The 13,199-nt window shown below is 71.1% G+C and carries 15 protein-coding genes and 1 tRNA gene; 7 read left to right on the forward strand and 9 right to left on the reverse strand.

All coding sequences use genetic code 11. The features are described from left to right. Window positions 1-123 precede the first annotated feature (123 nt). Both GUY59_RS19475 and GUY59_RS19480 read left to right on the forward strand, forming a co-directional pair. The gene (locus tag GUY59_RS19475; RefSeq protein ID WP_138201382.1) at window positions 124-759 is read left to right on the forward strand and encodes a hypothetical protein; all 636 of its coding nucleotides are present in this window, start codon (window positions 124-126) and stop codon (window positions 757-759) included. 154 nt (window positions 760-913) lie between these two features. Next, complete coding sequence (locus tag GUY59_RS19480) at window positions 914-1,672, forward strand: substrate-binding periplasmic protein (RefSeq protein WP_161714616.1); 759 nt, start codon at window positions 914-916, stop codon at window positions 1,670-1,672. Between the two features lie 11 nt (window positions 1,673-1,683). Here the strand turns inward: GUY59_RS19480 and GUY59_RS19485 are convergent. After that, window positions 1,684-1,756, reverse strand: a tRNA-Ala gene (locus tag GUY59_RS19485). Window positions 1,757-1,878: 122 nt separating this feature from the next. Beyond that, a complete protein-coding gene (locus GUY59_RS19490) occupies window positions 1,879-3,351 on the reverse strand; it encodes a vWA domain-containing protein (RefSeq protein WP_138201380.1) in 1,473 nt (490 codons plus the stop codon). 129 nt (window positions 3,352-3,480) lie between these two features. On the opposite strand from GUY59_RS19490, the gene GUY59_RS19495 reads away from it, so the two are divergent. Then, window positions 3,481-5,247, forward strand: a complete 1,767-nt coding sequence (locus GUY59_RS19495) for an asparagine synthase-related protein (protein ID WP_138201379.1) — start codon at window positions 3,481-3,483, stop codon at window positions 5,245-5,247. Here the strand turns inward: GUY59_RS19495 and GUY59_RS19500 are convergent. The 4 genes from GUY59_RS19500 to GUY59_RS19515 are packed head-to-tail and all read right to left on the reverse strand — an operon-like array spanning window position 5,216 to window position 8,652. After that, on the reverse strand, window positions 5,216-5,758 hold the full coding sequence (locus GUY59_RS19500; RefSeq protein ID WP_138201378.1) for a TIGR03086 family metal-binding protein: 543 nt from the start codon (window positions 5,756-5,758) through the stop codon (window positions 5,216-5,218). The genes GUY59_RS19495 and GUY59_RS19500 overlap by 32 nt on opposite strands. A 38-nt stretch (window positions 5,759-5,796) precedes the next feature. Next, window positions 5,797-6,852, reverse strand: coding sequence for a type III polyketide synthase (locus tag GUY59_RS19505; RefSeq protein WP_330849181.1), 1,056 nt, complete (start codon window positions 6,850-6,852; stop codon window positions 5,797-5,799). A 30-nt stretch (window positions 6,853-6,882) separates the two neighbouring features. Further along, the gene (locus GUY59_RS19510) at window positions 6,883-7,968 is read right to left on the reverse strand and encodes a 50S ribosomal protein L11 methyltransferase (RefSeq protein WP_138201377.1); all 1,086 of its coding nucleotides are present in this window, start codon (window positions 7,966-7,968) and stop codon (window positions 6,883-6,885) included. 15 nt (window positions 7,969-7,983) lie between these two features. Further along, on the reverse strand, window positions 7,984-8,652 hold the full coding sequence (locus tag GUY59_RS19515; RefSeq protein ID WP_138201376.1) for a TetR/AcrR family transcriptional regulator: 669 nt from the start codon (window positions 8,650-8,652) through the stop codon (window positions 7,984-7,986). 22 nt (window positions 8,653-8,674) lie between these two features. Here GUY59_RS19515 and GUY59_RS19520 point away from each other — a divergent pair, with 22 nt between their 5' ends. From GUY59_RS19520 to GUY59_RS19530, 4 genes are read left to right on the forward strand one after another with little or no spacing between them, the layout of a single operon-like run. Further along, complete coding sequence (locus tag GUY59_RS19520) at window positions 8,675-10,000, forward strand: MFS transporter (protein ID WP_138201375.1); 1,326 nt, start codon at window positions 8,675-8,677, stop codon at window positions 9,998-10,000. Continuing rightward, entirely contained in the window at window positions 9,910-10,422 is a 513-nt protein-coding gene (locus tag GUY59_RS19525) for a hemerythrin domain-containing protein (protein ID WP_138201374.1), read from the forward strand. Before GUY59_RS19520 ends, GUY59_RS19525 begins: the two co-directional genes overlap by 91 nt. A gap of 37 nt (window positions 10,423-10,459) precedes the next feature. After that, window positions 10,460-10,582 carry a hypothetical protein gene (locus tag GUY59_RS50045; protein ID WP_269128838.1) on the forward strand — a complete coding sequence of 41 codons (123 nt, stop codon included), beginning with the start codon at window positions 10,460-10,462 and terminating at the stop codon, window positions 10,580-10,582. Between the two features lie 48 nt (window positions 10,583-10,630). After that, complete coding sequence (locus GUY59_RS19530) at window positions 10,631-11,281, forward strand: DUF2071 domain-containing protein (RefSeq protein WP_138201373.1); 651 nt, start codon at window positions 10,631-10,633, stop codon at window positions 11,279-11,281. A 105-nt stretch (window positions 11,282-11,386) separates the two neighbouring features. Here the strand turns inward: GUY59_RS19530 and GUY59_RS19535 are convergent, their stop codons facing one another. The 3 genes from GUY59_RS19535 to GUY59_RS19545 all read right to left on the reverse strand — a co-directional run. After that, window positions 11,387-11,779 carry a DUF3224 domain-containing protein gene (locus GUY59_RS19535; RefSeq protein ID WP_138201372.1) on the reverse strand — a complete coding sequence of 131 codons (393 nt, stop codon included), beginning with the start codon at window positions 11,777-11,779 and terminating at the stop codon, window positions 11,387-11,389. A gap of 35 nt (window positions 11,780-11,814) precedes the next feature. After that, window positions 11,815-12,597, reverse strand: coding sequence for an LLM class flavin-dependent oxidoreductase (locus GUY59_RS19540; RefSeq protein ID WP_138201371.1), 783 nt, complete (start codon window positions 12,595-12,597; stop codon window positions 11,815-11,817). 90 nt (window positions 12,598-12,687) lie between these two features. Further along, window positions 12,688-13,199, reverse strand: a 512-nt coding sequence (locus GUY59_RS19545; protein WP_330849182.1) for a D-arabinono-1,4-lactone oxidase, incomplete at its 5' end; no start/stop codon positions are given.

Here is a 13,199-nt window from a genome sequence, read left to right on the forward strand (position 1 = left end):
CTGGGCCGTTCACCACTCGGACAATATGTGTGCACCGAAATTGCACATGATGCTGCTCTTTTCTGCATTACCGAATTCAGCGCAACCCGCGCAGCAGAAGAGATCAGGACTTAGCATCTCTGCATGGACGCCTGCCCACCCGCCAAGAGTGGCATAAAGCGAAAAGATGCCTTCATCGTCGGAGTGGTTCATCTCCTTGCGGTTCTCCTCGGCATAGCGGCCGGCCCGGGCTGGCTGGATCTGGACCTGGCCGCTCTGTTCGTCGGATACGCCGCACTGGCCGCCGCCGTGCTGGTCATTATTCGTAAACCGTTGCTGGATCCGCCCCCCGCGACCCTGGCCATCGTGATCTTCACTGTCGTCACCCCGGCCCTGGCGGGCCTGACGGCCCACGGGATCGCCCAGGGCGTGGCCGGCACGCAGGGCCACGCCGTGGCTGTTAGGTGGTCCCCCAACCCCGTTGAGGCCGGCGGCACGGCCGTGACGGAGGTTCGCTTCGAACCCGGATACACCTGGCTTCGCGTCCCCGTGTCGTACACCGACCCCGCGGAGGAATGGGGGTCCTGCCCGCACAACCGGGTCGATGTTCTGATGGACGGCCGCCAGCCGAACGAGAAGAAGGAGGACTTCGACAATGGGGATTTCGCCGAGTTCGAGGTGGACGAGAACATGAGCCGGGTCACCGTGTCCATGGAGCTGATCTCCACACAGAACTGCTCGATATCCATCACCACGAAAAACGTCACACTCCATCGGTGAGGTCCAGATGAAGTCCGGTAAGCCCTCACGGAGTGTCGGCATTCTCACGGCGGCGCTTCTTCTCGTGACCGCCTGCGGGTCTGCGGCGCCTCCTCCGCCCCTGGACGCCGACATCGTCTCGGTGGGCGTCAAACTGTACCCAGGTCTGTCTCCGGTGAACAGTCACCTTCCGGTGGGCTTCGAGGCACAGGCCCGGAACAAGATACTCAAGCACGCGGGCGTCCAGGAGTCGGCACCCACCCCCGTGTGGACGAGCAACTGGGAGACCGCCCTGAGCAACAGGAAAGTCCACATGGTGATGGGGATGATCTCCGACAACGACCTCAGGGCGGCCAAGTTCCGGCTTGCCCGCTCCTATCTGCGGACCGACATCGCGCTGCTGACCCTTGCCGACGCCGAGCCGGTCCACCGGGTCCAGGACCTCGCCGGCAAGGACATATGCACGGTGGAGGGGAGCACGGCCGACGAAACGATGAAGGTGCTGCAGAACTCCGCCGGCCTGCGGCTCACCTCCGTCTCGACCCCGGAGAACTGCATCGAGAGGGTGAGGAACGGGGATTCCTTCGCCTACAGCACCGACCGGATCATCCTCATGGGATTCACCACCCAGGATGAGAACGTCAGCAAGGAGACGGGGAAGTCCTTTTTCCGGGTGCCCGACCTGTCGATGGGAAGGCAGCAGCACATCTCGATAGCGCTGCACAAGGACCACGGCGAAGCGTGCCGGCGCCTGGTGAGCGCCATCGACACCTATGTCAGGAGCAACGACTGGCTCGCCGACCTGCGAGGCCAGCTCATCGATGAGTATCTGAGGCTGGCGCCCGGCAACCCTCACATGACCGACGACATCGTCAGGAAGAAGTTCGAGCCGGACACGATCAACGCCGATCGTTGCGCCGACGGGGACAGCTGAGACGATGTGAGTGGAGCTATGGGGATTCGAACCCCAGACCTCCTCCATGCCATGGAGGCGCGCTACCAACTGCGCCATAGCCCCTTGTCGCGTGTACGAGTGTAGCCGACTTCCCGACCTCTCAAGCACACTCCCGAACCCGCGCACATCCGGCGAACCGCGGGCCGGCTCGGCACGCACCCGTGACGCCGAGCCGGCCCGCGCGCTCAGCCGACCGACCTCGCCTTCTCGATGAGCGTGGCCAGCTCCGCCACCATCGGGTCCTCGGAGTCGGTGGCCAGCCGGGAGGCGTGCTCGCCGAGCGTGGACAGATCCAGGCCGAACGCCTTCTTGTCGCGCATGTAGCCGGCGAACGCGGCCACGACCACGTCCACCTGGAGGCGGACCGGCGCCTCCTCCCACACCGACCCGGCCAGATCGCTCGACCGCAACGACGCGCTCTCCTCCGAGGCGGCCCTGGTGTCGGGGTCCTGCCAGCGTACGGTGGCCTGGGCGAGCTGGCCCCTGGCGCCGGGCTTGAGCTTCAGCGCGTACAGGGCGGTGACGGAGTGGCCCGGCCCGATCTCGCCGCCGTCACGGGTGTCGTCGCGGAACTCCTCGGCGGACAGCGCGCGGTTCTCGTACCCGACGAGCTGGTAGCTCTCCACCACGGACGGGTTGAACACGACCTGCGCCTTGGCGTCGCGCGCCCGCAGCTCGATGGTGGCGGGCAGCTGCGTGGTGAAGATCTTGTCGGCCTCCTCCTGGGAGCTGACGTAGACGGCCATGCCGTCGCCGTTGTCGGCGAGCTGCTCCATGAGCTCGTCCCCGTAGTCCCTGCCGACGCCGACGGTGAGCAGCGTGACCCGCTTGGCCGCGTGTTCCTTGACCCGGTCGAGGATGTCCTGCCACTCGGTGCTGCCCTGGTTCGCCAGGCCGTCGGAGAGCAGGACGACCCGGTTCGTGGCGGCCGTCCTGAACGCCTTGGACGCCTCCTCGTAACCGGCGACCATGCCGCTCTCCAGGTTGGTGCCGCCGTCGACGGCCAGCTCGTCCACCGCGCTCCGCAGTTCCTCCCTGGCGGTCAGCGGGGTCATCGAGGCCAGCACGGTGGCCTCGTCGCTGAACGCCACGATCGACACCTGGTCTCCGGGCGCGAGCTGGTCCAGCAGCTTGTTCAGCGCCGACTTGACGAGGTCGAGCCTGCCCGGCTCACCCATCGAACCGGACACGTCGACGACGAACGTGAGGTTGGAGGGCCTGCGCTGGGCGGCGTCGGTGCCGCGCGTCTGCAGGCCCACCCGCATGACCGCCTCGTCGCCTGACGGCAGCTTCGCGCCGTCCACGTGCACGGCGAACCCGTCGCCCGGCGGCTGCGCGTAGTCCTGCCTGAACGCGTTGACCCACTCCTCCGGACGGACCTCCGCGGGCGCGGGCCAGCGGCCCTCCTGGAGGGTACGGCGGGCGTAGCCGTACGACGCGGTGTCCACGTCCAGCCCGAACGTGGAGATCTGAGCCTTCGTGGTGTCCTCGCGACCGTCCTCGTCGGCGCCCTGTGTCGCCGACGGGACCGGCCGGTTGTGGGCGCCGGCCGGCTCGGCAGCGTGCTCTCGGTCCGCCGAGCCGCCCGGCCCACCGCAGGCGGCGAGCATCCAGACGGCCATCAGTCCGCCGCCGACCACCAAGGGACGAAATCTCATCACTTCCACCTCCGCTCGTACGACGGAATCGGTGCAGCGGTGGCCGGGCCGGTGACGTAAGCGAGCACAAACCGCGACCGTCGCGTGATCAGTTGTGACAAATGGTGCATTTGAGGTAGGCATGACGCCGTGCGCGTGTATCTGGCTCTGGCCGCGAAGCGACATGACGTTCCCGCTCAGGTTCTGAGCCGGGCCCGGACCCTCATCGAGACGGCCTTCCCGGTGCCCGCCGACGTCATCCGCGCCCGCGAATGGCACGGCAGAGGCGTGTCACTGCTCGCGTGGACCAACGAACCCGACGACACGCGGCAGCCGCCGCTGATCACCGAGCACGACGGCCGGGTCATCGGGCTGAACGGCCACCTGGCCGAACCCGCCGACGTGACCAGGCTGCCCGGCGGCTCCGTGGGCGGCTGCTTCTCCGCGTGGATCGCCCGCGACGGCCAGCTGACCGCGAGCACCGCCGTCAACCGAGTGTGCCCCGTCTTCTACGCCGAGACGCCCGACCTGCACGTCGTCGGCAGCCGCGCTCTGCTCGTGCACCTGGCGGCCCAACCGGCCGACCGGATCGACCACGACGTGCTCGCCCTGCAGACCATGATCAGGCAGGGCTTCTTCCTGTCGGACGAGACGCCGTACAAGGGGGTGACGGCGCTGCGGCCCGACGCGCGGATCGACGTGCGCGACGGGCGGCGGGTCATCACCGAGGCGCCGCTGCCGCAGGCGGCGCCCGCGCCCACGTCGGCGCGGGCCAAGCGGGCGGCGATCGGCGAGTTGGCGGAGGCGCTGCTGGCCACCGTCGCGCCGCTGCGCGACCTGAGCGAGCCGGTCAACCTGGCGCTGACCGGCGGGCGCGACACCCGTATCCTGGCGGCGCTGCTGCACGCGGCGCGGGTGCCGTTCAGGGTGACGACGAACGGGCTCGACGCACACCCCGATGTGATCCTCGCGCGGCAGATCGCGGCCCGGCTGAAGGTGGAGCACACCGTCATCGCGCCTCAGCAGACCGCCCAGAAGGACGCGGTGCTGGTGGAGCACCCGCTGAGCCGGGCCTGGGAGACGCTGCGCACGTGCGAGGGCATGACGTCGGCGTACGAGTCGATCGTCGGCTACCTGCCGTACTCCGGCAAGCCCACCATGTCGGGGCAGAGCGGCGAGACGCTGCGCGCGGGCAGCCTGAACCTGCTCCAGACAGACCTCAGCGACAAGGCGCTGCTGCGGCGGATCACCAACACCTTCACCAAGGACACGAAGCTGTTCACGGCGGAGGCCAACGAGCACGCGCGCGAGCTGGCCCGGCCGTGGCAGGCCCGGCCGGACCGGCTGGAGGCCCTCGACCACATCTACATCTGGTACAAGGTGGGCCGCTGGCAGGCCAGCGCCCGCGCCGGGTCGCTGCGGCGCGGCGACCCGGTGCGGCCGTTCCTGGACAACCGGGTGGTACGTGCGGCGCTGAGCCTGGACCAGGGCTGGCGCCTGTCGGAAGAGGTGATCTACGGCCTCATCCTGAGGTTCGCCCCCCAGCTGCGGGACGTGCCGATCGAGGGGAAACCGTGGCGGTTCGCGGAGGGCATGACCAAACGGTGGTTCCGGTCCCGTCTGCCCGCCGGGCACATGCCCACCGCGAAGACCGGCGGCGGGTGGAGCTGGCGCACCAGCCCCGGACCCGAGCTGACGGACATCCTGCGCAGGCAGGTGCTCGACCACCTGGACGTCCTGACCCCCGTCGTGAACCCGGACGAGGTGCGCGCGCTCTTCGCCGACCCCGTGGTCAAGAAGCCGGCGCAGGCCTGGCACCTCTACACCGTCAGCACCCTGCTCACCGGCCTCCACCCCGGCAAGGAGCCCGAGGGGCTGGAGCGGATCACGGTTTCCAGGCCGGATCCCGCCCGATGACCCCGAGCGCGCGGTCGAGCACGGGCGCGCTCTCCAGTACCGGCACCTCCGGGCCGAACGCCCCGCGCTCCCGGCCCGTCGGCGCCATCTGCCGGGCGAAGGCCAGCAGCGCGGCGGCCGTCTCCTCCCGCACCTCGAAGGTCCTGCCGGTCGCGCGGGCGAGGTCCCATCCGTGGGCCACCAGGTCGGTCAGCGCCATGTTGGCCAGCACACTCTTCGGCAGGCCCATGCTCTGGCTGACGCCCTCCCATGACTCCGGTCGCGCCCAGACGGCCAGCATGCGCTCGACCCGCTCGGGGAAGTCGCCGGTGTACTCCTTCTGCGGCGGGAACCCGCCGTCCTGCGCCAGCGACTCGAACAGCGTGGCGGCCCACTGCAGGTGGTTGATCAGTTCCCGCACGTTGTAGTCGGCGCAGGGCGTGGGCAGCGCGAACTCGTCCTCACCGATCTCGGTGACCAGCTTCGACGTACGGCCGGCCGCCTCGCGCAGCATCGTCAGTGTCTCGTTCATGGCCCACAGCCTGCCAGCACCGCCCCCCGCACGCGCACTCACCAGTGCAGCAGGAGCATCTCGGCGGAGAAACCCGGCCCCAGCGCCATGAGCACGGCGGGCGTGCCGGGCCGGCCGCTGGTCTCCTGGAGCACGTGGAGCACCGATACCGACGACAGGTTGCCGTGCTCGCGCAGCGAGCGCCACGTCACGTCCAGCGCCTTGGCCGGCAGGCCGAGGGTACGCGTGATCTTGTCGATGACCTTCGGACCGCCAGGGTGGCAGACCCAGGTGGCGACCTGCTCGGGCGCCAGCCCGTAGTCGGCGAGGAAGGTCTTGATGTCGGCGGCCAGCACCTGCTCCACGAACCCGGTCAGCTCGGGGTCCAGCATGATGCGGAAGCCGTGGTCGCCGACGCTCCAGCCCATGAGGTGCTCGGTGCCGGGATAGAGCCTGCTGCGGGTGGCGACGACCTCGGGCCCCTGGCCGCGTCCCGTCGCCACGACGGCCGCCGCGCCGTCGCCGAACAGGCCGCTCGCCACCAGGTTCGCGATCGAGGTGTCGTCGCGCTGGATCGTCAGCGAGCACAGCTCCACGCAGACGAGCATCGCGACGTGGTCGGGCCAGCCGCGAAGGTAGTCGTACAGGCGGGACAGGCCGGACGCGCCCGCCGCGCAGCCGAGCCCGAACACCGGGGCCCGCTTGACGTCCATCCGCAGGCCCACCCGCTGGGCCAGCTTCGCGTCGAGCGAGGGGGTGGCCAGGCCCGTGGTCGAGCAGAACAGCAGGTGGTCGATCTTCTCGGGGCGCACGTCGGCCTTCTTGAGCGCGGCCCGCATCGCCTGCTCGCCGAGGTCGAGGGCGGTCTCGACGTACGCGTCGTTCGCGCGGGTGAAGGAGTCGAGCTTGGGATAGTCGGCCAGCGGAAGCGCGAGGTTGCGGGCCTCCACGCCGGTCGCGGTGTGGAAGCGCCGCAGCAGGTCCTCGTCGCACTCCGTCAGCCGGGCGAACGCCTCGGTGATCTCCGCCTGCTCGTAGCGGTGATCAGGCAGAACGACCTGTACCCCCGAAATATGCATGGACATCTCCTGCCGCTGAACGGCCCTGGCTAACATGCCGGACCGCTCCCGCCGCCTCCCCCATGGTCAGCGGGTGAGCCGCCACAGGGAGGTCACCTCGGCGGCGCGGGCCGCGTGCAGCGGGTCGTTCTCGTCCTTCGGCCGGTCGTGCCGGGGCGCGACGTCCATGCGGCCGGCCAGGCGCAGCCCCGCCTCCTCGAACGCGGCCAGCAGGTCGGCGCGCGTGCGCAGGCCCAGGTGCTCGGCCAGGTCGGACAGGATGAGCCAGCCCTCCCCCTCCGGCTCCAGATGCCCGGCCAGACCGTCGAGGAACCCGCGCAACATCCGCCCGCCCGGGTCGTAGACGGCCTGGTCGAGCGGGGAGACCGGCGTGGCGGGCAACCACGGCGGGTTGCAGACGACGAGCGGGGCGCGCCCCGGCGGGAACAGGTCGGCGCGTACGACCTCCACCCGCTCGTCCAGGCCCAGCCGGGCGATGTTCGCGGAGGCGCAGGCGACGGCCCGCTCGTCGAGGTCGGTGGCGACGACGTGGCGCACGCCGCGCCCGGCCAGCACGGCCGCCAGCACGCCCGTGCCCGTGCCGACGTCGAACGCCAGCCGGTCGCCGGGCAGCGGCGCCTCGGCGACCAGGTCGACATATTCGCCCCTGATCGGGGAGAAGACGCCGTGGTGGGGGTGGATGCGCGCGCCGAGCGCCGGGACGTACACGCCCTTCTTGCGCCACTCGTGAGCGCCGATCACGCCGAGCAGCTCGCGCAGCTGGCCCACCGCGGGAGGCGCGTCGGGGCCGTACGCCTCGGCGCACGCCTCACGCACGTCGGGCGCGCGGCGCAGCGGCACCACGTGGCCGGTGTCGTACGGGATGAGCAGCATGCCCAGCGTGCGGGCGCGTTGCGACCTGGCCTGGCGGTAGCGGTGGAACCCGCCGCCGGGCGCGGCAGGTTTGCAGCGGCGGCCCATGGCGCGCAGCAGTTGCCGGGCGTTGTGGAAGTCGCCCCGCCACAACAGCGCGGTGCCCTCACAGGCCAGCCGGTAGGCGGTGTCGGCCTTCATGCGGTCGTCGGCGACCACCACGCGCGCCGGCGGCGGCGCGCCCAGCGCGGTGCGCCACACCGCCGACCGTTCCTGCCCCGCCTCGCTCCAAGAGATCATCAGAACCCGACCGTCTCACGGACCGCCCCCGCGCGGCCACTGCTTTGCGGGCAGGAGTCCTCTCACCAGCGCGCGCAGCCCCTGTTCGTACGTGTCGCGCGCGGTCAGCTCGGCCCACCGCCCGCCCACCTGGCTGAGCCGGGGGTATTCCCGCGCGTCCAGCTCGGCGAACACGCGGTCCCGGTACGTCATGCTCCCATCCTCGCGCCTCCTGCCCGCGGCCGCCCGCCCGGCGACCTCGCCCGCGGTGTAGTGCCAGATGATGCGGTAGGCGTCGACGGCCTGTTCGATCGCCAGCCCTGCGCTCATGGCCGCGTCGATGATCTGCTCCGGATACCACAGCGCTCTGACCGAGAGCAGGTCGTCGGCCCGGATCACCTCGACGACCCACGGCCACCCCGCCAGCCCCTCCCGTAGGGCCGCGGCGGCGGCCACGATGCGCTCGCCCGGTTCCTCGGGCAGCTCCGGCCTGGGCATGCCGGCGGCGTAGTCGTCGAGGAGGAGCAGGAGCAGCTCGTCCTTGTCGCGCACGTGATGGTAGAGCGCCATCGGCGTGCTGCCCACCTCGCGGGCGAGCCTGCGCATGGTCAGGCCGGCCACGCCGTCCTCCTCGATGACGCGGTGGGCGGCGGTGACGATCTCCGCCCGGGAGATCCTCGGAGGTCGTCCGGTTCGGGAGGGCATGCTGCCATGCTACTTTCTATACGTGTATAAAAACTCTCTGACCGTAGGAGTGCTGGCCTTCTCGGTGGCCGTCGGGACGCTGCAGATGACCGTGGTGGTGCCGCTGCTGCCGCTGCTGGGGCGGCGACTCGGTGAACCGCTCACCTCCGTCTCATGGCTGCTCACGGCCGGGCTGCTGTCGGGCGCGGTGGCGATCCCCCTGCTGTCGAGGCTCGGCGACATGTACGGCAGGCGCACCGTCTCACTGGCCGCGCTCGCGCTGCTCGTGGCCGGGTCCGCGCTCAGCGCCGCGTCGACCGCGCTCGCCCCGATCATGGCCGGCAGGGTCCTGCAAGGGGCCGCCGCGCCGCTGCTCCCACTGGCCATGGGCCTGGTCAGGGAGGTGGTGCCCGGCGATCGGCTGCCGACGGCGATCGGCGTGCTCAGCGCGACCATCGGCGTGGGGAGCGGCGGCGGCATGATCGTCGCCGGACTGGTCGACGGTGACCACCGGGCCGTGTTCTGGATGCTGGCCGGCCTCGGGGCGCTGGGCTTCGTCCTCGTGGCGGCGGTCGTGCGTGAGGCGCCGCCGGCCCGCGAGCCCGGACGTCCCGACCTGGCCGGTGCCGCACTGGTCTCGGCCTGGCTGGTGTGCCTGCTGCTCGCGATCAGCAAGGGAGGCACCTGGGGGTGGACGTCGCCGCCGACGCTGGGGCTGCTGGTCGCGGCCGTGGCCGTGGCAGCCGTCTGGGTCGTCACCGCCCGCCGTACGACGGCACCGCTGATCGAGATCCCCATGCTGCTGCACAGGGGGACGGTGGGGGCGACGGTGGCGTCGTTCCTGCTCGGGTTCGCGCTGTTCGGGGCCATCACGACGGTGTCGGCGGTCGCGCAGGGCCCGCTCGGCGCCTCGGTGCTGCAGGTGGGGGTGTACCTGCTGCCCACGACCGTCCTGATGCTCGTGGTCTCGATGCTGGCCGGGCGGCTGATGCGCCGCTTCACCGCGTCCACGCTGGTGGCCGCCGGGTCGGCGCTGGTGACGGTGGCCGCGCTGTGGCTGGTGCTCGCCAGGGACGCGGACGCCGACCTGTACGGCGCCGCGGCGGTGCTGGGCCTCGGCATCGGGCTCGGCTACGCCGCGCTCGGCACGATGGCCGTCGAGCACGTCGAGCCCGCCAAGACCGCCGCGGCTGGAGGGGTGAACGCGCTGGTCAGAGTCGTGGGCAGCAGCCTGGCCGGCGCGGTGGGGGCGGCGGCGCTGTCGAGCGGGGGCGCCGGGTGGAGCTTCGGCATCGCGGCGGGCGCGGCCCTGCTCGCCACGCTCTTCGCCACCTTTTACGGCAATCTTTCACGAAGGGAACTGACATAACGGATCGACAGCGACTTGTCGCTTGGGGCGACGAGCTGGTCAAACTGCACGACGGCTTCCGGCGCGACCTGGCGGAGCTGCGCCGCTCGCCGCGCGGGGCGGACCTGCGTACGCACTGCCTGGCGTTCTGCGACGCCCTCCACCTCCATCACGAGGGCGAGGACCGCCGGCTCTTCCCGCACCTCGCCGCCGAGCACCCCGAGCTGGCCGAGGTGCTGGCCACGCTGCGCGCCGAGCACCAGGTGGTGGCCCGGATCATGGAGCGCGTCCGGCGGCTCCTGAGCGAGGACTCCGACGTCGGGCCCGACGTCGGGCCCGAGCTGGACCGGCTGGCCACCGAGCTGGAGGCGCACCTCGACCACGAGGAGGAGCAGCTCGTCCCGGTGCTCAACCGGCTGCTCGACCTCCCTGACGACGTCTGAGGACCTATCCCCGCGGAGCGCGCACCCGCTGGCGTCCTTGGGCAACATCGGGATCGCGGTGGCGGGCCTGCGCGACCACGCCCTGTCCCTGGCCGAGGCGCTCGCCGGCCGGGGCGTCCATGTGGGCCACGTCGCCGTCGTCGTCGCCGCCGCCTCCTGACCTCCTCGCCCTCCTCGCGGCGGCACCGGTGATCGTTATGTTGGAGGCATGAGCTTCACCGGCACTCCCCGGCCGCGCCCGCGCTGGCACCACGCGCAGACCGAGCTCGACGACTTCGCGATCATCAGCTATCGCGTGGACGCCGGCGCGCTGGCCCGGCACCTGCCCCACGGTTTCGCCCCGATGAAGATCACCTTCGCCGACGGGCCGGGCGCCCTCGTCTCGGCCGTGGCCTTCCGCGACCGCGACTTCCACTTCCGTTTCCTGCCGCCGGCCTCGATCAGCTGCGGCCAGATCAACTACCGCGCCTACGTCACCGCGCACGGCAGGCCGGGCGTCTGGTTCTTCGGCACCAGCCTCGACCATCCGGTGGTCGCCATCCCGCAGCACGTGTGGGGTATGCCGTGGCGGCGCGACCGCATCAGCATCGAGGCCGACTGGGCGGGCGACCCCGCCCGCTGGAGCCTGGAGGCCGGCCCCGCTCACTGCGAAGCCACCGAGTCACCGGAGCCGCCCACCCGGCTGGACGGCTTCGACGGCGAGTCCGACTGGCTCGAACGCCTGACCCACCCCACCCAGGGCTGGTATGCCCGAAGGGACGGCAGGGTCGGCGTCTACAGCATCTGGCACCGGTCATGCGGCCCCGCCACCTCACCGCCACCTCGGCGAGGTTCCCCGTCTTCGAACGCCTCGGCCTGATCGCGCCCGGCACGCGCCCCCATTCGGTCCTGGCGCAGTCCAACCTGCACTTCGACATCCACACCCCGCCCCGCCGCCTCGGCCTGCGGTGAACCGGGGCGCGGGTCAGAGCCGGTAGTCGAAGGTGTAGGAGTGGCCGCCGTCGGGGGCGATGACGATGTCCAGCTCACCCCTGAGGCCGCGCAGCTCCCCCGTCGCAGAATCGGGCACGACCGTGATGCGCAGCGACTGCTCACCCGCGTCGCTGACGGCGTCGTGCTGCACGACGAACGTGCCCGGACGCCCGTGCAGGGTGCCCTCGATGCGTTCCAGCGCCACGTACGAACGCGAGTCCTCCACGGGAGTGGTGGCCACCATCATGGTGACCACGCTGGTGCCGGTCAGATCTCCGTGGAAGGTCTTGGTCAGGGTCACGACCCCGAGCGAGACGCCGTCACGCTCGTCGAAGGGCGGCTCGGCGTCCCAGCCGGCGGTGTCGAAGGTTCCTTTGGCTGTCATGGGCTCATCGTGCCGGTCGTACCTGTCAGGTTCCGTCAGGTGCCGGCGAGCATTTCGACGACGGGGGCCAAGGCGTCCATGCACTGGGCGTTCACCGTCACGTACGAGATGCCGAGCCGGTCGCGGCGACACCGCAGGACGTCGGCCATCTCGTCGGGCGTGCCGGTGAGGATCCCGCTGCCGGTGCGACCGAAGCGGTCGAGCAGCCGGCCGGGCGGCTCGCCTCCGGCGACCGCGAGGTTCATGCTGAGCTCCAGCTCGTTGTAGCGGTCGCCGGCCAGCTCGTACAGCTCGTCCAGTTTCGCCGCCACCTGCTCCTCCGGATGGTGCGGCGGCACGCCGATCGCGACGGTGTCGGCCTTCGCGGCGGCCAGCCGGAGCAGTTTGCTGCCGGCGGCGGCCACCAGGACCCGCACGTCCTTGACCGCGTCGATGGTCCTGGAGATCCGCTCGATGCGCTGGCTCGGCGTGCCGAACCCGACACCGAGCACGGCGGCGTCCTGTTCGGCGTCCGGCCGGCCGGCGCCCAGGCCCAGCTCGAACCGGCCGCCGGTGAGCGTGTGCAGCGTCGTGGTCTCCCACGCGACGGTCTCCGGCGTCCGGTAGGGGGCGCAGACGACGTACGTGCCGACACGCAGGGTCGTCGTGACCGTGGCGGCGACGGCGGCGGCGGCGAACGGCGACAGCGTGGCGATCGTGTCGGGCACCAGCAGCGTGGCGTAACCCATGCTCTCCGCCCTGCGGGCCAGGCCGGTCCACGAGGCCGCGTCGGGCGCTTGTCCGGCGACGACGCCGAAGCGGAACGGGAGGTCGGTCATGGCCCCAACGATCGTGCACGGCCGGGCCCCGCGCATCGTCCGCCGGACCTGTGATCCGCTACACCAGGGGGCGCAAGCCGTGGGCGCCGCCTACTCCCGCAGCAGTATCCGCGTGAAATCGTTGGCGAACTTGCCCTGCGGGTCGAGCCGTCCCACCAGCGAGCGGAACCTGTCGGGGCAGTCCGGCCACACGGTGAACAGCTTGCCCCAGTGAGGCCGCGGCTCGAACGGCGCCAGCGTCTCCTCCACCAGCCGCAGCACCGGCATCACCGCTTCTACGTCGCGCACCCAGGTGAAGTGGATGCCCACGCTGTCACGGCCGTGGAACGGGCTGAGCCACAGGTCGTCGGCGGCGACCGTGCGCACCTCCGAGATGTGCAGGACGGGCCGGATCCTGTCGCCGATCGTGTACAGCTCGCGCAGCGCCTTGACCGCGTGTTCCCTGGGCAGCAGCAATTCCGACTGCAGCTCGTCGCCGGCGCCGCTCGGCTCGTGGTCGGCGCGGAAGTGCGGCAGCCGGTCGTGCCACGGGCCGGGCACGCCGAGCTGGATCGTGCAGTTGTCGGCCGGCATGGAGGGCAGCGGGTGGCGGGGCTGCATCT

It is taken from the genome of Nonomuraea sp. K271, from assembly GCF_009908215.1.
In the GTDB taxonomy this organism is placed as follows: Bacteria; Actinomycetota; Actinomycetes; order Streptosporangiales; family Streptosporangiaceae; genus Nonomuraea; species Nonomuraea longispora.

What these genes read in the sequence shown, in the direction of transcription:
- GUY59_RS19475 (WP_138201382.1), top strand. Translation starts at nt 124, where the DNA reads ATGGACGCCTGCCCACCCGCCAAGAGTGGCATAAAGCGAAAAGATGCC.
- GUY59_RS19490 (WP_138201380.1), bottom strand. Translation starts at nt 3,351, where the DNA reads ATGAGATTTCGTCCCTTGGTGGTCGGCGGCGGACTGATGGCCGTCTGG.
- GUY59_RS19500 (WP_138201378.1), bottom strand. Translation starts at nt 5,758, where the DNA reads ATGAACGAGACACTGACGATGCTGCGCGAGGCGGCCGGCCGTACGTCG.
- GUY59_RS19505 (WP_330849181.1), bottom strand. Translation starts at nt 6,852, where the DNA reads ATGTTAGCCAGGGCCGTTCAGCGGCAGGAGATGTCCATGCATATTTCG.
- GUY59_RS19510 (WP_138201377.1), bottom strand. Translation starts at nt 7,968, where the DNA reads ATGATCTCTTGGAGCGAGGCGGGGCAGGAACGGTCGGCGGTGTGGCGC.
- GUY59_RS19515 (WP_138201376.1), bottom strand. Translation starts at nt 8,652, where the DNA reads ATGCCCTCCCGAACCGGACGACCTCCGAGGATCTCCCGGGCGGAGATC.
- GUY59_RS19530 (WP_138201373.1), top strand. Translation starts at nt 10,631, where the DNA reads ATGAGCTTCACCGGCACTCCCCGGCCGCGCCCGCGCTGGCACCACGCG.
- GUY59_RS19535 (WP_138201372.1), bottom strand. Translation starts at nt 11,779, where the DNA reads ATGACAGCCAAAGGAACCTTCGACACCGCCGGCTGGGACGCCGAGCCG.
- GUY59_RS19540 (WP_138201371.1), bottom strand. Translation starts at nt 12,597, where the DNA reads ATGACCGACCTCCCGTTCCGCTTCGGCGTCGTCGCCGGACAAGCGCCC.